Origin of the sequence: Virgibacillus oceani (genome assembly GCF_041521345.1) — a bacterium.
Classification (GTDB): Bacteria; Bacillota; Bacilli; order Bacillales; family Amphibacillaceae; genus Virgibacillus_N; species Virgibacillus_N oceani_A.
Genome location: NZ_JBGOHB010000003.1, coordinates 147,785 through 168,180 on the forward strand (window position 1 = coordinate 147,785; position 20,396 = coordinate 168,180).

The 20,396-nt window shown below is 38.6% G+C and carries 20 protein-coding genes, 2 pseudogenes and 1 riboswitch; of the genes and pseudogenes, 9 read left to right on the top strand and 13 right to left on the bottom strand.

The features are described from left to right. Positions 1–36 precede the first annotated feature (36 nt). Positions 37–1,098 (bottom strand): NAD(P)/FAD-dependent oxidoreductase, encoded by a 1,062-nt coding sequence (locus ACDX78_RS03955; RefSeq protein ID WP_486025529.1) that lies wholly within the window; start codon positions 1,096–1,098, stop codon positions 37–39. A gap of 153 nt (positions 1,099–1,251) precedes the next feature. Between ACDX78_RS03955 and ACDX78_RS03960 the strand changes: the two genes are divergently transcribed. The 5 genes from ACDX78_RS03960 to ACDX78_RS03980 all read left to right on the top strand — a co-directional run bounded on the left by ACDX78_RS03960 (position 1,252) and on the right by ACDX78_RS03980 (position 4,170). Continuing rightward, complete coding sequence (locus tag ACDX78_RS03960) at positions 1,252–1,830, top strand: RNA-guided endonuclease TnpB family protein (RefSeq protein WP_486025530.1); 579 nt, start codon at positions 1,252–1,254, stop codon at positions 1,828–1,830. Between the two features lie 321 nt (positions 1,831–2,151). Further along, positions 2,152–2,628, top strand: coding sequence for a PaaI family thioesterase (locus tag ACDX78_RS03965; RefSeq protein ID WP_486025532.1), 477 nt, complete (start codon positions 2,152–2,154; stop codon positions 2,626–2,628). 100 nt (positions 2,629–2,728) lie between these two features. Next, positions 2,729–3,196 (top strand): hypothetical protein, encoded by a 468-nt coding sequence (locus ACDX78_RS03970; RefSeq protein ID WP_486025534.1) that lies wholly within the window; start codon positions 2,729–2,731, stop codon positions 3,194–3,196. A 71-nt stretch (positions 3,197–3,267) separates the two neighbouring features. After that, a complete protein-coding gene (locus ACDX78_RS03975) occupies positions 3,268–3,801 on the top strand; it encodes a D-glycero-alpha-D-manno-heptose-1,7-bisphosphate 7-phosphatase (protein WP_486025535.1) in 534 nt (177 codons plus the stop codon). A gap of 63 nt (positions 3,802–3,864) precedes the next feature. Continuing rightward, positions 3,865–4,170, top strand: coding sequence for a hypothetical protein (locus tag ACDX78_RS03980; RefSeq protein ID WP_486025536.1), 306 nt, complete (start codon positions 3,865–3,867; stop codon positions 4,168–4,170). 184 nt (positions 4,171–4,354) lie between these two features. On the opposite strand, the gene ACDX78_RS03985 is transcribed toward ACDX78_RS03980, so the two are convergent. From ACDX78_RS03985 to ACDX78_RS04010, 6 genes are all read right to left on the bottom strand, one after another. Beyond that, positions 4,355–4,981: an NUDIX hydrolase gene (locus ACDX78_RS03985; RefSeq protein WP_486025538.1), complete on the bottom strand. Its 627-nt coding sequence runs from the start codon at positions 4,979–4,981 to the stop codon at positions 4,355–4,357. 108 nt (positions 4,982–5,089) lie between these two features. Further along, positions 5,090–5,521, bottom strand: coding sequence for a hypothetical protein (locus tag ACDX78_RS03990; RefSeq protein ID WP_486025540.1), 432 nt, complete (start codon positions 5,519–5,521; stop codon positions 5,090–5,092). Positions 5,522–5,588: 67 nt separating this feature from the next. Then, positions 5,589–7,532 carry an FtsX-like permease family protein gene (locus ACDX78_RS03995; RefSeq protein ID WP_486025542.1) on the bottom strand — a complete coding sequence of 648 codons (1,944 nt, stop codon included), beginning with the start codon at positions 7,530–7,532 and terminating at the stop codon, positions 5,589–5,591. After that, positions 7,522–8,283, bottom strand: coding sequence for an ABC transporter ATP-binding protein (locus ACDX78_RS04000; protein WP_486025544.1), 762 nt, complete (start codon positions 8,281–8,283; stop codon positions 7,522–7,524). Before ACDX78_RS04000 ends, ACDX78_RS03995 begins: the two co-directional genes overlap by 11 nt. A 94-nt stretch (positions 8,284–8,377) precedes the next feature. Then, entirely contained in the window at positions 8,378–9,382 is a 1,005-nt protein-coding gene (locus ACDX78_RS04005) for a sensor histidine kinase (protein ID WP_486025545.1), read from the bottom strand. Then, positions 9,379–10,071 carry a response regulator gene (locus ACDX78_RS04010; RefSeq protein ID WP_486025546.1) on the bottom strand — a complete coding sequence of 231 codons (693 nt, stop codon included), beginning with the start codon at positions 10,069–10,071 and terminating at the stop codon, positions 9,379–9,381. Before ACDX78_RS04010 ends, ACDX78_RS04005 begins: the two co-directional genes overlap by 4 nt. 171 nt (positions 10,072–10,242) lie before the next feature. Between ACDX78_RS04010 and ACDX78_RS04015 the strand changes: the two are divergent. Beyond that, positions 10,243–11,070: pseudogene (locus ACDX78_RS04015) on the top strand (FAD-binding protein). Between the two features lie 303 nt (positions 11,071–11,373). Here ACDX78_RS04015 and ACDX78_RS04020 read toward each other — a convergent pair. Next, on the bottom strand, positions 11,374–11,514 hold the full coding sequence (locus ACDX78_RS04020) for a hypothetical protein (protein WP_486025547.1): 141 nt from the start codon (positions 11,512–11,514) through the stop codon (positions 11,374–11,376). 159 nt (positions 11,515–11,673) lie between these two features. Here ACDX78_RS04020 and ACDX78_RS04025 point away from each other — a divergent pair, with 159 nt between their 5' ends. Together ACDX78_RS04025 and ACDX78_RS04030 are read left to right on the top strand one after the other, a co-directional pair. Next, positions 11,674–12,135: an ASCH domain-containing protein gene (locus ACDX78_RS04025; RefSeq protein WP_486025549.1), complete on the top strand. Its 462-nt coding sequence runs from the start codon at positions 11,674–11,676 to the stop codon at positions 12,133–12,135. Positions 12,136–12,152: 17 nt separating this feature from the next. After that, positions 12,153–12,665 carry a GNAT family N-acetyltransferase gene (locus ACDX78_RS04030; protein ID WP_486025551.1) on the top strand — a complete coding sequence of 171 codons (513 nt, stop codon included), beginning with the start codon at positions 12,153–12,155 and terminating at the stop codon, positions 12,663–12,665. A gap of 51 nt (positions 12,666–12,716) precedes the next feature. Here the strand turns inward: ACDX78_RS04030 and ACDX78_RS04035 are convergent, their stop codons facing one another. After that, positions 12,717–13,961: a PcsB-like coiled-coil domain-containing protein gene (locus ACDX78_RS04035; protein ID WP_486025553.1), complete on the bottom strand. Its 1,245-nt coding sequence runs from the start codon at positions 13,959–13,961 to the stop codon at positions 12,717–12,719. Between the two features lie 371 nt (positions 13,962–14,332). Continuing rightward, the gene (locus tag ACDX78_RS04040; protein ID WP_486025554.1) at positions 14,333–15,577 is read right to left on the bottom strand and encodes an MDR family MFS transporter; all 1,245 of its coding nucleotides are present in this window, start codon (positions 15,575–15,577) and stop codon (positions 14,333–14,335) included. Between the two features lie 105 nt (positions 15,578–15,682). Here ACDX78_RS04040 and ACDX78_RS04045 point away from each other — a divergent pair, with 105 nt between their 5' ends. Then, the gene (locus tag ACDX78_RS04045) at positions 15,683–17,443 is read left to right on the top strand and encodes an ABC transporter substrate-binding protein (protein WP_486025555.1); all 1,761 of its coding nucleotides are present in this window, start codon (positions 15,683–15,685) and stop codon (positions 17,441–17,443) included. A gap of 80 nt (positions 17,444–17,523) precedes the next feature. On the opposite strand, the gene ACDX78_RS04050 is transcribed toward ACDX78_RS04045, so the two are convergent. The 3 genes and pseudogenes from ACDX78_RS04050 to ACDX78_RS04060 form a co-directional block, all read right to left on the bottom strand. Next, complete coding sequence (locus ACDX78_RS04050) at positions 17,524–18,627, bottom strand: 5-methyltetrahydropteroyltriglutamate--homocysteine S-methyltransferase (protein WP_486025557.1); 1,104 nt, start codon at positions 18,625–18,627, stop codon at positions 17,524–17,526. A 52-nt stretch (positions 18,628–18,679) separates the two neighbouring features. Further along, positions 18,680–19,432 carry a cyclase family protein gene (locus ACDX78_RS04055; protein ID WP_486025558.1) on the bottom strand — a complete coding sequence of 251 codons (753 nt, stop codon included), beginning with the start codon at positions 19,430–19,432 and terminating at the stop codon, positions 18,680–18,682. Between the two features lie 92 nt (positions 19,433–19,524). Next, positions 19,525–19,626: riboswitch (SAM riboswitch) on the bottom strand. Positions 19,627–19,764: 138 nt separating this feature from the next. Further along, a pseudogene (locus ACDX78_RS04060) lies at positions 19,765–19,869 on the bottom strand (3D domain-containing protein); the annotation flags it as partial. Positions 19,870–20,396: the final 527 nt, after the last annotated feature.

Sequence of the window (20,396 nt, forward strand, 5' to 3'; positions counted from 1 at the left end):
ACAACTGTATCTTCATCATTTTTATGGCCAGTACATTTAGTGTCGCTTATTCAACCACAATACTCCACTTTTTGCAAGCCGTGGTAGAAGGCCAGTCATCGGCTTTTGCATCATATTTCCAAAGCCATCAGACTTTCCGAGCGAGCCAAGTGTTCCTTTTAGCTTTATTTGCTTCGGTATTTTCGGCTGTTTATCCCTTAATACATCAAAAAGTATTTCGGCGAGCTGCTCTCCCTGTTGCCCCGCCAATTGGGCACTTGGTGAGAACTCTGATGAAGCACAGTCACCTAAAACATAGACATTCTGCTTTTCAGGCACCTGGTAATACTCGTTCAAAATGACTTTCTCCTGATCATCTTTCGCAAATGGCAATTCCCTTACCAGGTGATTTGGTCTTACGCCAGCAGTCCAGATGGTAACATCATTCACATAACAAACGCCGTTATTACATACGCCGTCTTTTTCCACATATTCAACATTGGCGTGATGGATTACATCGACGTCATTTGCCGTAAACCATTCAGCAACATATTCCTGGATTTTGGAATCGAATGCCTTTAGTACAGAAGATCCACGGTCAAGCAAACGGATATTTAAGTCTGGTCTGCTTTCGCGAATTTCCGAGGCGACTTCAATCCCGCTTAAGCCTGCCCCGACGATGGAAACTTTACCATATGCCTTTAAATTTAAGACAGAAAGCCCAGTATAGCGTGCATTATGGAAGGTTTGTACACTATTGGTAAATTCTTGAGCCCCTTCAATGCCATGGTAATTATCTTCACAGCCCAATCCGATCACTAAATAATTATAGGGAACAACTTTGCTGGAATCACTAAAAGTGATCTCTTCCTTTTCCGTATCAATATTGTCGATTTCACCATATACGTACTGCACACGCTTATCATCCGGAAAGGCAAATCGCACATCTTTTTCAGCCGATGTTCCAGCTGCAATGGTGTAAAACTCTGTCTTTATAGAGTGGTAGGGATTTCGGTCGACTAGTGTTATTTCAATGTCCTCCGGCAGCTGATTATCCAGCAAACCCATAATAACTTTCAACCCGCCATATCCCCCACCTAATACAACTAAACGTTTCATAACAAAATCCCTCTTTTAATAATGATATATATAGACCATATTCTATTTTAACGAAGAAGTAAATGCTTGTCACTCTTTTACGATGAATTGGCAGAACGCCCCTTATTTCAATGAGGGGATGAATGCCAAGGTCTTATAAAAAATATTAAAAAAATGATACATAATTATACTTTCATCGGTGTTGATTTGGGTCTCAGACATATTGCGGTTCTTTCAGAGTCAATAAGCGGAAAAAGACAACTCTTTTCAGGTAAAGAAGTTGGTTATAAACGACACTTTCGTTTTCTAAGGCGTTCGTTGGGTAACAAAAAGGCGCAGCGCGCCATAGAACGCATAGGTAAAAAAGAAAGCCGTCGGATGAAAAATTATAATCGTAAATTAGCAAAAGATATTGTTAACTTTGCACGCCAATTTGATCATCCAATGATGAAACTAGAGCAACTGGATGACATCCGCAGTACCTGCCGTAGTATGAAAAATGCGGATAAATCAATCCATACCTGGGCTTTTTATCAACTAAAGCAATTCATCAAAGAAAGAGCTGCGAAATTCAATATTCCTGTAGCTGATATCAATCCCTATAAAACAAGCCAAACTTGTTTTAAATGCAAACATGCTGAAAGAGGGAATCGCAACCAGGATGAATTTAAGTGTAAAAAGTGCGACCACACAAGTCACGCTGACTTAAATGCTGCAAACAATATAGCTATTAGCACAACCTTGGCGGTGTAACATGAAACAGTCGTGAGACAGATTTGTATTATAGACCAAGTACAGGTATAATCCTGGTTAAAACATGCAGGACTGCTTCTCTTCGCATGGGGATCCCCGAGTGGCACGGGGTACAGTGGTCATGATGACGACGGGCAAGAAATGGAACAACATGATGACTGTCGTTGAGATAGACATTCCGTTAGAATGAGCCATTACTATGCCTTTTAGGGTGTGTCCTTAGGGGATGCTCGGTATTTCAATGCCGAGAGGATGTCACTGAAACCCTGTTACGGTTCTTTTTCTCTTAAGCTATACTGGGTAAAAAAGGAGATGATGCGAATGGCGAAAGAAACAGTGGAAGCAATTCAGGATATTTACCCGGATGATTATGCTTGGTGCTATGGCTGTGGCCGTTTAAATAAGGATGGATTACAATTGAAAACAAAATGGAACGGGAATCAGACAGTAACGACCTATACACCACGGCCTGAACATACAGCGATTCCCGGGTTTGTCTATGGGGGCTTAATCGGATCTTTGGTGGATTGTCACGGGACGGGTTCCGCTTCGATGGCGCTGCATCGTAAAAATGGATATGAAATGGCTGATGGAGAAGAACCGCCGCGTTTCGTTACAGCATCTCTCCATGTCGATTATTTAAAGCCGACCCCACATAATACAGAGCTAAAAGCAGTAGGCACGATTGAAGAAATTCATCCAAAAAAATGGAAGATACATACGGAAGTATTTGCTGGTGACATAAATTGTGCCAAAGGGGAAGTTGTGGCAGCTGTCATGCCGGATACCTTTAAATAAATGGTGTATTTTAATTTTATGGTGATTCAGCGGCATATGGACTTTAAAAAAATGAAATGATAGAATAGTTCCACAGTATTAATTGTAAGAAGGTGTTTGAGTGGAATTTCGATTTACGGAGGAAAAGAATTGGGGTAAAAAAGCATATAACGGTTTCGGTACAGCGCTTGTGGGCGTGTTTTTCATTGTTTTTCAGGTTTATTTAAATGGCGGATCGATGGACAGCTTGCTGATTTTTATTGGTTTTATTCCGGTAATAATTGGAGTTACTCAAGGCTTGTACAACATGACGAGGCAAGAGAAGGATTATGTTTATTTGGAAGAAGATCTCTTAACTATTAATAAAGGGCTTTTCTTGCCGAGAAAAGAAGTTAAATACGTCGACATTAATTACTGTACCGTCATAGGTGATTTTCTCGTATTTAAATTAAGAAAAGATAAAGAGGAACAAATCAATATAGAATATTTATCTGATGAAGATTTCGCATTATTGCGTGAAGAACTTAAAAAGAGAGTGAAAATTGATCTGTTTCGGACAAGCCCTACAGCGTATAACACCGTCCATTAAAAAAATGAATGAATTGTTTGCTTGAGTAAATTCATAAGTGAAGTATGATTGTCGATAAGGAGGCGGTTCGTGTGCATGCCGGAATTTTTTTGGATCGTGATGGTGTGATCAATGAGGTGCTCAGCCACCGCGTAAAATTTGTAAATCAGCCAGATGATTTTTATTTATTGGAGGGTGTTGGCGAGGCGATTAGGATCTTCAATGAAACAGGGTTTAAAGTATTTGTTGTAACAAATCAAGGCGGAGTTGGACTGGGTTTTATGGAAGCGTCCGCTTTACTTGATATACATACAAAAATGGCCGCCGATTTGGAAGCGTTTGGTGCAGAGGTGGATGATATTGCCTACTGTCCCCATAAGCCAAAAGCGGGATGCGCTTGCCGGAAGCCGAAACCAAAAATGATTTTGGACTTGGCAGATAAGCATCAAGTAGATTTGACGAAAAGCTATATGATTGGTGACAGAGAGCCGGACATTGAAGCAGGAAAATCAGCCGGTGTGAAAACAATACTTGTTGGGGAAAGGATCGATCAGCAAAATGCAGAGGCTGATATGTATTTTTCTGATCTTTTTTCCGCGGCAAAAGTAATAGTGGAGGAGATCTGACGTACATAGACTTTTAAAGTAGCAGGTACGCTCTGAATTAAAAAGTGAACGGGGGATTTTGGCATGGAGTTAGTCATGGCAATGATACCTGTCGTAATAGTGGGCGGGATTGTAGTATATGTAGTTGGAAGACTTAAACATAAATATGATCAGGGTAACCTGGGTAAGAAAAAATCAAAGGGAGCTCAAGATTTATTAGATAGTCTAATCCCACTGGGAATGATTTTTGGTTGTGCTATCGGTGTTATTTTTGGCATATATTCTCCATTCTCTTTACTCTATACAGTAAGTTTAGGGGCTGGGATAGGTTATTTATTTGGATATTTTGTATATGAAATTTATAGCAAAAAAGACTCTAAGTATTCATAAATAGCTATCTCTCTGAAATAGCTATCTCTCTGAAATAGTTTGGTGAAAAGAATATGTACGCTGTATTTTAACTTGTTAAAGCTGACTAATAGGAAAAGATATGGACCATAGGATCCATATCTTTTTAAATGATAGGCGGGTAATAAACGATTGCTCTATAACCACCGGAAAAGAGGTCACGTAACTAGCTTGGTTCCCGCCTGATTAAATCCACAAAATGCGTTAAAATTTTCGCCGTTAATCCCCATATAACTTTCCCATCATACTTATAAAAAAGCTCGTCTATTTGCCTGACATGCCAGTCGTAGTCTTTACCGCCAACGATTAATTCAAATGGAAATGATTCATCCGGCTGTACATGCACGTTCACTGTATGTCTTTCCGGTTTTGTTTCCAACAAAAATGACAATGGCACGGTGAAAACTTCTTCCACTTCAGCTTTATGGGGGGTAATCTGTTCAGGATTAGTAAGTGTGCCGATGAATGGATAAATGATTCTTCCCATATCGGAAACCAGGTAGTCGAGCGGAATTACTTCTTTAATGCCTTTTTCATCAATTCCTAATTCTTCTGTAGTTTCCCGAATTGCTGTATGAAGCGGGTTTTTGTCTTGTTGTTCGATTCTTCCACCCGGAAAACAAATATCCCCCGGCTGTGTACGCATTTGAAAGGATCTCACTTCGAATAAAAGATGGAGTTCATTATCTTTTTCAAGAAGGGGAATGAGAATAGCGGATTTCTTAAATTTTTCATAGTCTAATATAGTAGGTTCCCGCTTTTGCAGTTTTGCCATAATATCTTCCAGTTCCAATCTTACACCTCCATATCACAATATATGCAGCATGCTTACATTCTATTATACAGGCTTTTCTGCTTGGAAAGCCAATGAAGGGATTGCGCCAGGCAGTCAGCAAGTAAATCAATAGGTTGCTTGATATTTATTCTGGAGCATCCCTTTAAGTTTAGGAAATTTAAATAGGCCAGTAAGTGCTAATAAGCTAATGATAAATATGGAGCCGGATATCCGATATTCAAAGTGAATCAAGTCGAACCAGAATACACTTAAGGGAAACATTATAATTAGTGTCACTAAATAAGGAAAAACCATAGCAAAGTACAATCCGCTTCCTTTTTTATATTTGAAAAAGGAATTCCATTTGGATTCATCCATGTTAAAAATTCTTTTGACCACCATAAAAAAGGATAATAATATCCCAACATAGGCTACCGATCCTGCGGTACTTAATAAAATATAAGAAATGATAATGATAATGATATTCAAGTTAATCCCTCTTTTGTACGCTTTGTTACTTATATACATTTTATCATGCAGCATAATAAAATACAGCACATTTCAAAATCCCCTTTGGATGAAGCATCCAAAGGGGATTAAATATTGCAAGTAAATCATAAGAAGTCTACAAAGCACCTCGAATCACTTCTTTATAATAAAGAACCGAAAGCAATCCAAAAATGGAATACAGTGCTGTGTAAACCAGCATTACAATAATCATCGGTGTCCAAAGTTCTGTCCCGAAGAAAAACCATCCGGATTGAACGGCAAAATAGCTGTGACTTAAACCGACAATTAAAGGAATTCCAAAATTAAAGAGCTGTTTCACCCGTATCCCTTTTGCCATATCTGCCTGCGTGAAGCCGAGTTTGCGCAAAATGTTATAGCTTCCTTTTTCTTCTTCACTTTCATCCATCTGCTTAAAATATAAAATACAGCCGGATGTGATCAAGAAGCTTAAACCTAAAAATCCTACAATAAACATGGTTAACCCCATCGATTGCTTTTGGGATTGACTCATTACCAGTTGTGATGCATAGCCTGCGTTTTCAATGAAATGTTCCATGAATAACTTATTTGCCAGCTCAAGATCCCCTGAATGATCAATATCAATTCCAACATAAACAGAGAATTCATTATTAAATTCATCAGGATTTCTGTCTGCTTCCAATTGCTCATACACATTCTGATCAACAACAGCAACTGGAAAACCGCCACCTGTAAGGAGAGAAGGCAAAAGATTTATATCTTCTTTGGCGAGGTATTCCATTTCTAATGAGCTGTTTCCGCCAGTTAGGATGATCTCTCCGGAGTCCGCCAACTGCATAAATTCTTCTAGTGCACCAAGCGAATTAATAAATACTGTTTCTTCAGCATCAACGTTCACTTGATCAACACTTTCATCACTGACAATGGTCATGCTCGTATCCTCAGGCTCAAAAAACTGATCATCATAAACTTCGATCACCTCTGAGAGATCAGCATGCACCTCGATAAATTCAATTTCCGTCTCCGTATAAGGAATGCTTGCAACTTGTAAAAGTTCACCAAATTCCTCAGCATCCGCTGTATCCGGAATCGAAAAATGATTTGGCACCGCTGCTTCAGCACTTTTTTCCGCAGAATAATAGGTGATATATGTTAAAGACAATAACCCGATCGCCAATGCGGAGACGGTCGTAATGACTGTCAAGAGCACTGCATTCGATTTCATCCGGAACATGATCGAAGAAAGAGACAACACATCGTTCAAATTCAGATACCCTGACTTTTTCTTACGGATCAGATGAAAAATAAAGCTAACTGATCCTTTATAAAACAGATAGGTTCCGAGAATGACTGAGGCTAAAATAGTCACCATTGCCGCGAATAATTCGGGCATCGTTGTAAAGTTCCCGCCAAAAAGCTCTGTTGACAAATAATAACCAAAAACAATTAGGGCAATCCCGAGAATGCCAATAATAACCTGAAAAAAAGACATCCTTTGTACCTTGGCTTCCGTTGTGGAAACAACCTGGAACAAGGACAAAATACTTTGTCTTTTAATGAATACATAATTCAATATCATAATTAAGCCATAAATGCCTGCAAATACAATCACCGTCTGAATCAAAGCATTCATGGAAAACTGCAATGCCGCAACTTCTTCAATTCCAGTGATTTTCAATAAAATCATCATAATGAACCGTGACATGGCAAACCCGAACAACACACCGACAATGACCGAACCAAAATAAAGAATCATGTTTTCAAGACTAAGAATCTGAAATATTTTTCCTTTGGTCATCCCGATTAATTGAAAAAGTCCAATTTCCTTACTGCGCCGTTTAATAAAAATGTTATTTGCATAAACTAAAAAGGTAGCAACAATAATAACAAGGAAAATGGAAGCGGCTCTGAGTGCAGCAGCTCCTCGTACGGAACCTGTGGTCTCATCCATCGCCGGATCATACTGCAATGTGACAAAAGAAAAGTACAGGGCAGAAATGAACACTAAGGCAAATACATATAAATAGTAGTGCTTCATATTCTTCTTCAAATTGCGGTATATGAGCTGATTAATATTCACGCTGCACCCCTCCAAGCACAGCCTGCGTTTTAATAACATCCTGGAAAAATCCCTGCCTTGATTCATCCCCTTTATTTAACTGGGTATAAATCTGCCCGTCTTTAATAAATACGACCCGGCTGCTGTAGCTGGCGGCAAGTGGATCGTGTGTCACCATTACAATCGATGCTCCGCTTTTTTCATTCAGATCACTCAATTTATTTAATAAATCCGACGCAGACTTGGAATCGAGTGCCCCGGTTGGCTCATCAGCAAAAATAATGCTTGGATCATGAATGAAAGCCCTGGCTGCAGATGTACGCTGCTTTTGTCCGCCAGAAATTTCATTCGGATATTTATCCTTGATGTCCCAAATGCCTAGATCTGTTGTAACTTGCTGGAACTTTTGATTAGCTTCTTTTTTTGAAACCTTTTTCACCGATAAAGGAAGCAAGATATTTTCCTTCACGGTTAGTGTATCTAACAGATTATACTCCTGAAAAATAAACCCTAGGTAATTTTTTCTGAAAGCAGCAAGCTGTTTTTCCTTCATGTCTGAGAGTTCCTTACCATCTATTAAAATGGATCCCTTCGTCATATGATCGATGGAAGAGAGCACATTCAAGAGTGTCGTTTTCCCTGAACCGGATGCTCCCATAATGCTTAGGAATTCTCCTCTTTCCACATGGAGGTCTATTCCCTTTAAAACGTCCTGCCTGTTAAATTTATTTCCAAAGCTTTTATGAATTTTTGATGACTTTAAAATAGTCACTATCAATCACTCCCTCTATTAACAGGATAGCCAATTCACGGAAAAAACTCCTTTCATTTTCCGAACAAAACAGGAGAAGCATGTGACGATGTTGTCACATGCCTGTAAGTTCCACAAATTCGTTTTTCTTTGGAAAGGTTAGCGTAAACGTGGTACCTTCACCCAACCTGGAAGTAACTTGCATACGTATATTCAATGAATCAGTGACTTTTTTAGCCAAGTATAGACCCATTCCGGTGGAAGCACTGTTGGCGTGATCCGTAGTTGATGTAAAACCTTTATCAAAAATACGCGGGAGGTCACGCTGATTCATGCCCCGGCCAAAATCCTGTATAGTCAATGTGACCTGCGCTTGTTGTATCTCGCTGGTCATTACTATATCAGAGGATTCACTGTACTTCACCGCATTGGTTAACAGCTGTCTTAAGACAAATCCGACCCATTTTTCATCCGTGTAAACATCTGTCACAGGAAAGTTCACATCAAAACCAATTCCTTTTTGCATGCACCATGATTGTAATGCTTTGATTTCCTGGTGGATGATTGGTTTTAAGGATGTTTTTTCAATATATAAGTCATTTTCAATCGAAGGAATGCGCCGCTGATGCAGCTGCTGATCAATGAGTAAGTGAATCCGCAGCCATTCATAGCGTAATTGGGAAGAGAGCTGCTTATCTTCGACCCGGTCAATCATTAACTGCATTGCTGTCAGCGGCGTTTTTATTTCGTGCATCCAGGATAAAATCTCGTCTTTTTCAGATTCCAGCTGGTTTAGCTGGTCATCAAGTATCTTTCGGTAATGATCGATTTGTGTCTGTGCATGCGCTCTGGTTATTCGTTCAAAAGGGGTTCTCGCTTCAGGGGCAGCAAATATTTCATGCTTGCGATCCCATCCCTCGAGTTCCTTGTAAAATTTTGATTCTCTAAAGTAACGGATAACGAGAAACAGGAGAAAGAAAATAATGGACAATAATAAAATATACATGATAGATAAGGTAGGTATGGACGCATCTAAATATCCGACAATAAGAATCAACAGATGCAGTACGACAAAAAACAAAATCCAGCTGCGTCTTTCTTTTAAAAATTTCATCATCATAAAGCTGTTTCTTCCATCGCGACATACCCTTGTCCAATTTTCGTTTCTATATATTTTCCAAGTTCAAACGTGTCCATTTTCTTACGGAGTCGGTTCACATTTACCGTCAGTGTATTGTCACTGACAAAACGTTCATCTTCCCATAAGCTTTCAATCAGTTCCTCGCGTGTGACAATGGTATTTTTCTTTTCCACGAGGATCTTTAAAATATACATTTCGTTTTTCGTCAGTTCAATGGTTTCTTCGTTGTTTGTTACTGTCCCTTTGATAAAGTCTATCGTCGCATCATGCCATGTCTTTATTTCCAATGGCTGCTCCGTATTATAGTTATACACTCTTCTCAATGTCGCTTGAATTTTGGCAATCAGCACATCAAAATGGAATGGCTTCTGAATGAAGTCATCCGCACCAAGCTGCATGGACATGACCATATCTGTCGGATGGTCTCGTGATGACAGAAAAATAATCGGCACATTCGAGTGGGCGCGGATCATTCTGCACCAATGAAAACCGTCAAACTTCGGCAACTGTATATCAATAATGACTAAATCCGGTTTGCTTTCCGTGAATTCCTGCAGTACATTGGAAAAGTCAGTTATCCCAAAAACGTCGTAGGACCACTGGGACAGGCGTTCTTTTATTTCTTCAAATAAGGTTGTGTCGTCTTCTATAACCATGATTTTGAACATTCCATTCACCACGCTGTATCTAGTCAAAAAATATCTTATATTTATTTTTAGTATAGTCTAATTCAAGCCAAAAGAAAATGGAGTCAGGAGAAAAACACCCTGAAATAAAGGAAAATCACCCGTCTTTCGGGAATATTTATATATAGATATTATAAATTAGGGAGATCTCGTGTGAAATATGACGTGATCGTAGTAGGATCCGGTCACGCCGGGCTTATAGCAACAGCAAAAATTGCAGACCAGGAGAAGAAAGTACTGCTTTTGGATCAGGAGCCTGAAAGCTCATTTGGTGGTCAGGCCTGGTGTTCGTTTGGCGGTTTATTTTTGGTGGATTCACCGGAACAGCGGATGATAGGAGTAAAAAAATCCAAAGAATTGGCCTGGCAGGACTGGATGGGTACAGGGAAGCGATTCCCTGCACTGGATTTCCCGGGCTTTGATACATTGGGGACATTGAAGGCAATTCAAGAAACTGGATATGATTATTCCTAGTTCATTTTGACGCAAAAATTTATTGAACGGGAATTTGCTTTAACAGGCTCGGAACAAAATCCGGATTTGACGGGGAGAAGTATTAAGAAGCTGCTTAACCGGGAGAAAGTGGAAAGGCAGATTCAAGCGAGGGATCGTGAAATAGATAACGTATTTACGAAGGGTTTGCAGGTAACCGCTATGCGAGGCGTGAGGAAGTATTTGGGTGATAAATTGATCCGAGTAACTTCCCCGCATAAGCTGCTGGACCGTAAAAATGGACCGCTGATTGCTGTTCGATTAAATATACTCAGCAGGAAAACACTGGGCGGCCTGCAGACAGATCTGTCCGGACGTGTGATAAATGATTCCGGTAGTACCATTCTTGGACTATATGCAGCAGAAGAAATCGCCGGCTTTGGCGGTGGCGGCATGCATGGCTATCGTTCACTGGAAGGGACGTTTGTGGGTGGATGTCTTTTTACTGGAAGGGAGACAGACAGGGTGATTGCTGAAGAATTGAAGTAGGTAATCAATCGGCAAAAAGGTTGCAAATTTGTTATTGGAAAGAAAATTTGTGGATGAAAACATATAAACTATTTGGTTCGTTAATGAAAAAGTCTTAAACCTTATTGAGTGGTAGTAGTATGGGTTTCTTATTTGTTTATTTTTATCACTAAATTAAGCGTGTACAACGAAATTCCCAATGTAATAAGTGAAATTACTAAAGCAGTCCATGCCATAACAATACCTCTTCTCTTGTTTATTTTGCATATTCATTATATAATAAGAGTAGAATGTAGTAGGGAGGAAATTAATCCTCTCCGGGGTTTAGTTTTTGGACTTTCTTCTGTCGTTACCAGAATGAAAGTCTTTTTCCTGTTTACGCTTTGATAAAATGACAACCGTTATGTTAATAACAGCTATAGCCAAGTTTATCGTTGTCGTAATCAGGGCTAAAACCTCTACCACATCTAATCACCCCCTTTCTTTTGGGGATGATTATTTTTCTGAAAAGTATAAATCTAGATTGGAATGAAAATATTTTGCATCGATAAAGTGTGGAGGAAGCAGGAAACTTACATGTTAAAATACTAATATCATTTTTATGCAGAAAGCTGGTAGATATATATGGAAGATAAAACAGTTATTCAAATATGGAAGAATTATAGAAAAATAAACCCAAACGCACCGAAAGATTATGAAGCATGGGCATTTGGCGATTCAAAAGAAATGGCGGATGAACTTGCAAAACTGGTGCTGGACGGGAAGAAGACCGCCACAGCTTCCAACTATATATTATACGAATTGGAAAATGAGTCACTGCCGTATGTCGGTCTCCATAATATTATTCTCGACGGAGAAGGTAAAGCTATTGCCATCGCGGAAACGACATCTGTGGAAGTAGTTCCTTTCGATGAAGTCACGGAAGAGCATGCCTACTTGGAAGGAGAGGGAGACCGTTCGTTAACGTATTGGCGTAACGTGCATGAAACTTTTTTTAAGAAAGAATTGGATGCTATTAATAGGGAATTTCATGATAAAATACCAGTGGTATGTGAGAAATTTAAAGTAGTTTATAAAATGAAATAATTGCGGAGGAAAAGAAAATGTCTGATGAATTGGTATTAAAAGCAATGGAAAAAGAAGACCTGGACTTTGTTCACGGTTTAATGAATGATCCGAATATCATGTCTTTTTGGTTTGATGAACCATATCAAACAAAAGCAGACCTGGAAGAAAAATATATGAAGAATAAAGACAATGAGCATATACGGTTCTTTATTTTAAAAAAGAAGGAGGAACAGCTGGGTTTTGTTGCACTTTATTCCATTGATGCTATTCATCGTAAAGCAGAATTTGCGATCATGATTGACCCTGCTCATCAAGGTTTTGGTTACTCAGGCAAGGCAACGAGGCTTGCAATGGATTATGCATTTAATATATTAAATCTACATAAATTATACTTGATTGTCGATAAAACAAATGAAAAAGCCATTCATGTATATAAACGAGCAGGATTTACGAAAGAAGCTGTATTAAAAGATGAATATTTTATTAATGGGAGTTACCATGATGTAGTTTATATGAGTATTTTCCAAAAGGATTATTTGCAAGGCTAGTTTAAATTTAGTTAAGCAGAAAAAAGCATGGGTTCGAGTCCCCCATGCTTTTTACCTTTCAATTGTTACTTCCACTGTACGAACTCCCCAGTTTGTAGCTGCTTGTTCATCTGATACGAATACATCAATTTTATTTCCTTTTATGGCACCGCCTGTATCCCCTGCAGTGGCATATCCATATCCTTCGACATATACTGTGCTGCCTAGGGGAATAACACTTGGATCTACTGCGATGACTTTTGCATCAGGATTGCTGTTTAAATCAATACCAGTGGATGTGACACCGGAACAGCCATCACAATTTGCGGTGTAAGCTGTTGCTGTTACGGAAAAGGTGTTATTGTCGCTGTTCTCTTGCTTCTCTTTTTCGTCTGTTTCTTCTTTCGCTTTTTCTTCTTTTTCCACCGTTGTTATTTGAGTATCTTCCTTAGGTTCATTATCTTTTGATTCGTTCGGTTGCGTTGGCTCTTCAGAAGCGACTTGTCTCACCGCCGATTCTGGTTCGGCAATCCTTTGTTCTTTTTCCGCCGCAATTTCAGCCTGCCTCTCTTGTTCAGCTATACGCTCCTTCACTTCATCTTCCAGGGAAGCCAGGTCACTGGATTCTACTCCCAATTCATTCGTTAAATCCTCTAATTCCTGTTTCTTATTTTCCATTGCTTCTTTTTGCTGCTCACTATCTGCTAATTGTTCACTAATGAATGTCTTCATCTCTTCTTGTTCTGTTTTTAAAGCATTTAAGTCATTCAGTTTATCAAAAACAACCATTTGCTTTTCCGTTTTCTTATCGTTATCTTCCTTCTGTTGTTCCAATAATGCAGCATCTGAATTTGTAATCTTGTTCACTGCGGTTACTCTGTTAATAAAGTCACTAAAGCTATTCGCGCCAAAAATAACCTCTAAATAGGTAATTGCACCACCAGTTTTTTGAATAGAGGCCATACGTGCCTTTAATATTTCATTTCTTTCTTCCATCTTTCTATCTAATTGTTCCAATTCTTCATCCAGAAGGGAAATCTCATCAAGCGTATTCTCAATTTCATCCTCAGTTTTATCAACGCGTTCTTGATAATCACTTCTTTCTGTATCTATACGTTCAATTTCTTTATTTAATGTTTCCAGTTGTGCTAAGATCGCTGCAATTTTACTTTCCGCTTCGGATAAATTTTCATTGATTATTTTACGCTGTTCACGAACATCCTTCAATTCATCCGTGGTATCTGCATTGGTCGGGATGCTAAAAGATGAAGCTGCCAGCACAAGAATTACCGTTACTATTGCAATGACTTTTCTCATTTGCTCCCTACTTCCTCTTCACATCATTGATATAAAAATTTAATTGGTATAAATATGTATTTTCTCTAGCAGTAGTATAACATTAGGAAATGTCAAAAAGATGATAGACATGTTACAATCATGTTTCATAGACGTACGTTTGTTCTTGGTGCCTGCCACTCCCCAAATTTATTCGAATATTGATTTAAAAAAATGGCATTCCAACCGGAGCCGAAGCGGTGGCAAGCCCAATTGGAGGATATTCGTGCAGGCGCCCGCTTTTTGGAACAGGAGATTTCAGCTTCCATATCCCCTGACCACGCAACTGGTTTGATTAGTTGCTGTAAAAAAAGAGACAGCAACTAAAGATATTGCCATCTCTTTGTGAATTTCTATGCAATTTCTTCTGTTTTCAATCTCCTATCTTGCGTTGACCAATAAAAACCCAGTATTCCGAATCCACCTATTAAGAGGAACAGTCCTGCCATCATTCCATTAGATAATATAGCACTAACTACTAGTCCTAAACTGCCTCCAATCTGCCCTGCATCCATGGCTAATCCGCTTAATGCTTGATAAGAGCCTTTTGCATCTTTGCTGGCCATCTGTGCTACATAGGTTGAACGAACGGGCTGGAAAAGGAGCTCTCCTATAGTTGCAACTGCGATTGCAACTATTAGTACCGCTATTATATTGGTCCATGCCAAGAAACTGTAACCCACTACATACATAAACAACCCTATATGCAAAGCAGTTTTTATGTTGAATTTTTGAGCCATTTTTCCGATTATAGGAGAGGCAAAAATCACAATCATCGTATTTGTGACTATTAGAATGCTTAACATTTTAGGGCCGTCTATTAAGAATCCAAACATCGAAACATGGATATCCTCATTAAGCCGAACGGAAATAAAACCATATAAATGAAATTCTAATGAAATGATAAAAAATGTTGCAAGGCAAAGGATCATAAAGCGAGTGTCTTTCAAAACATCTGCATAATTGGTGATTAAGCCTGCAACAACTCCGCTTTTCTCTGTTCCCTTATTCTTTGGTACATAACGGTCTTGAATCCAGCCAAGTGTCAATAGAAATGTGAATACTGACAAGATGGCAAACCCTAGAAACAACTCATATTTATGGGTGTTGAAGAATAAACCACCAAGCACAACTCCAATGGAAAAGGCAAGGTTTGCAGACCAATAAATAAACCGATACATTGACGGGCGTTCTTCCTCTGAACTGACATCGATCAAGAGTGCTTCGGAAGCAGGATCGATAAATCTGGTGGTAATACTTAATAGAAAAAACATGATAAATGTAAGCCACACCGATTCGAACCATGGTGAATTAGCAAGTGCTATAATTACAAATGACGCTGTTTGGATCATATACCCTACTACCATTACTCTCTTTCTTCCAAACCGGTCTGCCCAAAATCCACCATACATGCCAAAGATTATAGATACAACTGTGGTTAATGTTAAAATTCCACCCGCCCAAGCCAATCCTAACTTACTAGAAAAATAAATCGCCATAAAGGGAAATATACTCATCTCTGCTACATCTGAAATAAATGATGCCACCATGCGAATTTTAATATTTCTATGAAATTGCTTAAACGCTGTTATAGTCATAGTTTTCCTTCTCCTTCTTCCAATTTTATTGTATATTGGAAAATGGGAAGTAAAAAGTGCAATTTCTTTTTTTTATTTCATATTTTTGGAGGAGTTTGTCACGATATGGATGTTTTAGAGTATTATATTGATTTAAAAAGTTTGCCAGAATATCAACAAGCCCAAAAAATCGTTATATCTAAAAATGAAATAGCAAGTATTCTATATTGTTCTACTAGAAATGTTCACCATATAGTACAAAAATGGACTCAGGCAGGATATGTAGATTGGAAAAGCCAGCGTGGACGAGGTAAAAAATCTACTTTAACTTTTTTAAAGTCGCTTGACGAAGCAGCACTTCTCCTTGTGAATAATTTGATTAAAAAAGATAAAGTAAAAGAAGCCATGAGCTTTGCAATAGAAAGTAAATTTCCCCCTGAACTAAAAGAGACACTTTTATCAACACTTCAAAGGTCTTTTGGTATCCAACACATAGAGAACCAGGAGGAAATGAATGATATTTTACATATACCTTTGCAACATAGCCTGTCCAATGTGAACCCTTTCTTTGTGACTATTGCTACAGAAGCTCAGATACTGAGTGAGGTTTTTGATACTTTGGTTCATTATAATGTTGTTAGCAAATCTATCGAACCCCACCTTGCACATGGATGGGAAGCGAATGAAGAAAACACGACTTGGATTTTTTATATTCGTAAAGGGATTCGATTTCATGATGGGAGCATGTTAACCAGTGAAGACGTTCAGTGGACATTTCAATCAATTATAAATGCAGAAGAAAACGTTCCAAATAAATGGTTACTGGAGGGCATACAAGAAATCAAAGTTGAAAACAAGTACACCATATCATTTCACTTAAACAATGGAAACCGCATATTCCCAAATTTTTTAAGTGCTATTTTCACGTCCATTGTTCCAGTAGGATCAGATATCAAAGACTCTCTTCTTATAGGAACCGGCTCTTTCAAGATTGACCAAATGAATGATAAAAAAATTGTCTTAAAGGCTCATGATTATCATTTTCGAGGAAGACCTTTTCTAGATAAGATTTTTATGTGGCAACTCCCTGAAAGTGATTTTAATGCGTTGAACTTTTTTACCCATGACAATCTAGGGAAGGATAGTAATGAGGGATCAACATTTACAATCCATGATAATGGGAGCAACTACTTAATTTTTAATATGAATAAGGAAGGAGCTCACCAAAATCGTTTCTTTAAAAAAGCTGTAAATGAAATGATTGATTCTCGTGAAATGGTACAACAGCTTGGTGAACCAAGAGTAGCACCTTCCACTAGCTTTATTCCAGAAAGAAGTAATGATAAAAATATCAAGCATTCCATCGAAAAAGCAAAGCAGTTTCTTAGCAAATCTGCCTATAATGGTGAAACAATTCATTTAGCTGCATTACGATTTGAAGACTTTTTAGAGGATGCCCACTGGATGGAAGATAAACTAAATGAAATCGGCATTAAGGTTAAGGTTCATCCCATTGAGTTGTCTGATATCTACAATGAGAATTTGATGTTATCATTCGATGCCATATATACAGGAGAAAGTTTTGAGGATAACATTGAATTAGCCATCTTAATATTGCTTCATAATGAATTTGGGATCCGCCGGTTTCTTAGTGCATCTCAAATCAAGGAATTAGATCAAGGATTTGAAACTATCAAAAAACAGCCAGATGAGAATAGTTGTATTCGGGCGTTCCAAGCAGTCGAGAATAAATTAAAAGAGGATGGTACAATTATCTTTACCGTTCACGCATCTGAACAAAACACCTTCCAATCGAATTTACAAGGGATTCAAATAAGCGGATACGGTTGGCCGATATTTCATCAATTGTGGGTAAAACAGATATAAATCTAGGTTTAATTTAATGACAAAAAATTACTGTGTACATTTAAAAGCGAACAGCCATCAAAAGCTGTTCGCTCAAAATCTTATCCCCAAATCTCTTTAGAAATATCCACAATATACTTTAACTTCGCCCATTGCTCTTCCTCGGTCAAAATATTTCCGTGATGCGTAGAAGCAAAGCCGCATTGCGGACTGATGCATAATTGCTCCAGTGGTACGTAATTTGTTGCTTCCTCCACGCGTGCTTTAATATTTTCCTTATCTTCCAGTTCTCCATGTTTGGATGTAAATACACCTAATACAACCCTCGGCCCGTCATTTGGAATGTATTCCAATGGGTTGAAATCACCGGAACGGTCATCATCATATTCCAGGAAAAATCCGTCCACTTTTTCTTTTGCAAATAATGTTGGGGCGATTTTCGCGTAACTTCCTTCAAAAGCCCAATTGGATCGGTAGTTTCCTCGGCAAAGATGGGTGGTTACAGTAAGATCTTCGGGCTTATCATCCAACACACCATTCGCCACGCGCAATGCCAAATCGATTAATTCCTCTCGTGAATAGCCGCTGTCATTGAATGGAATTTTGGGTGCGTTCAGCCCGGCAATATACACATCATCCAGTTGCAAGTAGCGGCAGCCTGCATCATAAAATGCTTTAATTGCTTCACGGTAGGTCTGAATAACATCATTCGCATACGCTTCAATATCCGGATATATGTTAAGATTGCGGATACCAGCATTAAAAAGCTGATTTGGACTTGGGATGGTTTGTTTAGCGATAGCGCGTTCCCCGACAATTTCTTTAAATTCGATAAAGTCTCTTACATGTGGGTGATCCGGGTTAAATGAAACTTTTCCATTTACACGCACATCATATCTTTCCGTTTCCTCGCCTTTAAATTGATAGCCCTGCTCCGGTATATAGCCTTCAACACCATTTAAATGCTCCAGAAAATCTGTATGCCAGAATCTGCGGCGGATCTCGCCATCCGTCACAGCCTGCAGTCCGACTTCAATTTGTTTATCAACGACTTTTTTTATTTCTTCAGTTTCGATTTCCCGCAGCTTTTCCTCTGTGATGCTACCTTCCTGAGAATCCTTTCTCGCGATATGGATTCTCTCTGGTCTTAATAAACTTCCTACATGATCTGCTCTAAATGGAGCTTTAACTTTTGTTTTGGTCATCTTATTTTCTCTCCTTGGTTTTATTTATTCGAATTTTTGTATTAGAAAATGCTTATGGCAATATAGCAAAAGAACGTACCGGGAACCCGGTTGCCTTTTCCGGTTTTGGACTAATATTAAAAATAACAGCTCCTTTTGCAGGAAGTTGATCCAGATTAGTCAGCAATTCAACCTGGAATGTATCCTGCTCCAGCACATAGTATTCGCCTATGAGGGAGCCGTTTTTACGTAAATCAACAGCTGCATCCGTATCAAAGGTTTCATGTCCCACAGCATTAATATTCCTTTCCTCAAATAAAAATTTCAGGGCATCTATTCCCCAGCCGGGAGTGCGACTGTTTCCATCATCATCTTTATTTTCAAATGCTTTCTTATCGGGCCAGTGTTTTCCCCAGTCTGTCCGCAATGCCACAAAGGTTCCTGTTTCTATTTTTCCGTGTTCTTTTTCAAAATCTAGGATGTCATCCTTAGTAAGAATAAAATCATTATTTTCTTCCGCTTCCTTCGATTTATCAATTACCACCAGAGGCAGCACAACTTCCTTTAACTTTAATTCCTCCAGGAAACGCTGTTCACGGACAAAATGAATCGGTGCATCAATATGGGTGCCGTACTGCCCGGGGAAGTTAAAACGCTGTGCAAAAAAGCCGTCATCATGTGTGAAAAGTGTTTTAAACTCGGCATCTTCAAAAGCTGAAAAATGTGGAGAATCCGGGCCAAAGGTATGTGTAAGATCAACCCACTTTTTCTCTTTCAGTAATTCAATTGCCTTCAATAATTCATTTTCTGTTTTAAACGTTGCCATGAAATCACCCCATAAATGTATTTGAAAATATAAAAAAGCCCTCTTCTTATTTATAAGAAGAGGGCAGAATAAACAAATTAATTAACCTTCTCTTCTTATCTTCTAGCATAACGCTACTGGAATTGGCACAGTACTCGTAAAAGTCCGTTGCCGAGGCTTCAAAGGGCCAGTCCCTCCACCTCTCTGGATAAGAAAAATTCGATGTATTAAGTTATTAGATATTACCTTACACCTTTAAAATATAATTGTCAATAATAGAATTGTACAGTTATCATTCAAAAGGTTGTTCAGCTAATTGATTAAATAGTTAATAATGAGAGTTACTATGCTTTCTACCTTAGAATTGTTATTTCTACTATACGTACTCCCCAGTTTGTGGCTGTTTGTTGATTTGGTACAAAGACATCAATTTTATTTCCTTTAATGGCACTACCCGTACTAATCAGGGGTCTGGCGAGCAACTGGGATTATTCTAAGAAGAGAACAGGCTTTCGGGTCTGCTTTTTTGGTGCCTAGCTAGTCACTATCCTAATTTATTTCTTCGCATAATTTCAATGCGAAATGATTCGGGAAATCATTTAATGGATAAGGCGGTTTTACTTTATTTACATTTCTTAATCTCGGCACTTTGCGTTCTATCAAAGGTAAGCTCTTCTGGGTAACCAAGTTTTCTGATGAATTTCGAACGGTCATTCTTATTATTTTTCTAATTGAGCTAAATATATGGTGAAATATAAGTAGCAACTACATAGGTATTGTGGGCGGTTGGCCATCGTTCCTTGTCCCTTAAGCCACGTGAAAGCTTAAGGAAGGGGAGGTGGTAGGATAACGACATATGAAGTACTTAGTTTGCTGGGTACAATTTGGTTTGTTCCAAATAGCTGCGCTTACATTGATTGTAACTCTTGTCGTCTACCTGAATAAAAAGAAGTACCCGCTCCCTCACAGGCCAGCGATTACTTCT

What these genes read in the sequence shown, in the direction of transcription:
- ACDX78_RS03955 (WP_486025529.1), bottom strand. Translation starts at nt 1,098, where the DNA reads ATGAAACGTTTAGTTGTATTAGGTGGGGGATATGGCGGGTTGAAAGTT.
- ACDX78_RS03960 (WP_486025530.1), top strand. Translation starts at nt 1,252, where the DNA reads ATGATACATAATTATACTTTCATCGGTGTTGATTTGGGTCTCAGACAT.
- ACDX78_RS03965 (WP_486025532.1), top strand. Translation starts at nt 2,152, where the DNA reads ATGGCGAAAGAAACAGTGGAAGCAATTCAGGATATTTACCCGGATGAT.
- ACDX78_RS03980 (WP_486025536.1), top strand. Translation starts at nt 3,865, where the DNA reads ATGGAGTTAGTCATGGCAATGATACCTGTCGTAATAGTGGGCGGGATT.
- ACDX78_RS04005 (WP_486025545.1), bottom strand. Translation starts at nt 9,382, where the DNA reads ATGATGATGAAATTTTTAAAAGAAAGACGCAGCTGGATTTTGTTTTTT.
- ACDX78_RS04010 (WP_486025546.1), bottom strand. Translation starts at nt 10,071, where the DNA reads ATGTTCAAAATCATGGTTATAGAAGACGACACAACCTTATTTGAAGAA.
- ACDX78_RS04025 (WP_486025549.1), top strand. Translation starts at nt 11,674, where the DNA reads ATGGAAGATAAAACAGTTATTCAAATATGGAAGAATTATAGAAAAATA.
- ACDX78_RS04030 (WP_486025551.1), top strand. Translation starts at nt 12,153, where the DNA reads ATGTCTGATGAATTGGTATTAAAAGCAATGGAAAAAGAAGACCTGGAC.
- ACDX78_RS04035 (WP_486025553.1), bottom strand. Translation starts at nt 13,961, where the DNA reads ATGAGAAAAGTCATTGCAATAGTAACGGTAATTCTTGTGCTGGCAGCT.
- ACDX78_RS04040 (WP_486025554.1), bottom strand. Translation starts at nt 15,577, where the DNA reads ATGACTATAACAGCGTTTAAGCAATTTCATAGAAATATTAAAATTCGC.
- ACDX78_RS04045 (WP_486025555.1), top strand. Translation starts at nt 15,683, where the DNA reads ATGGATGTTTTAGAGTATTATATTGATTTAAAAAGTTTGCCAGAATAT.
- ACDX78_RS04050 (WP_486025557.1), bottom strand. Translation starts at nt 18,627, where the DNA reads ATGACCAAAACAAAAGTTAAAGCTCCATTTAGAGCAGATCATGTAGGA.
- ACDX78_RS04055 (WP_486025558.1), bottom strand. Translation starts at nt 19,432, where the DNA reads ATGGCAACGTTTAAAACAGAAAATGAATTATTGAAGGCAATTGAATTA.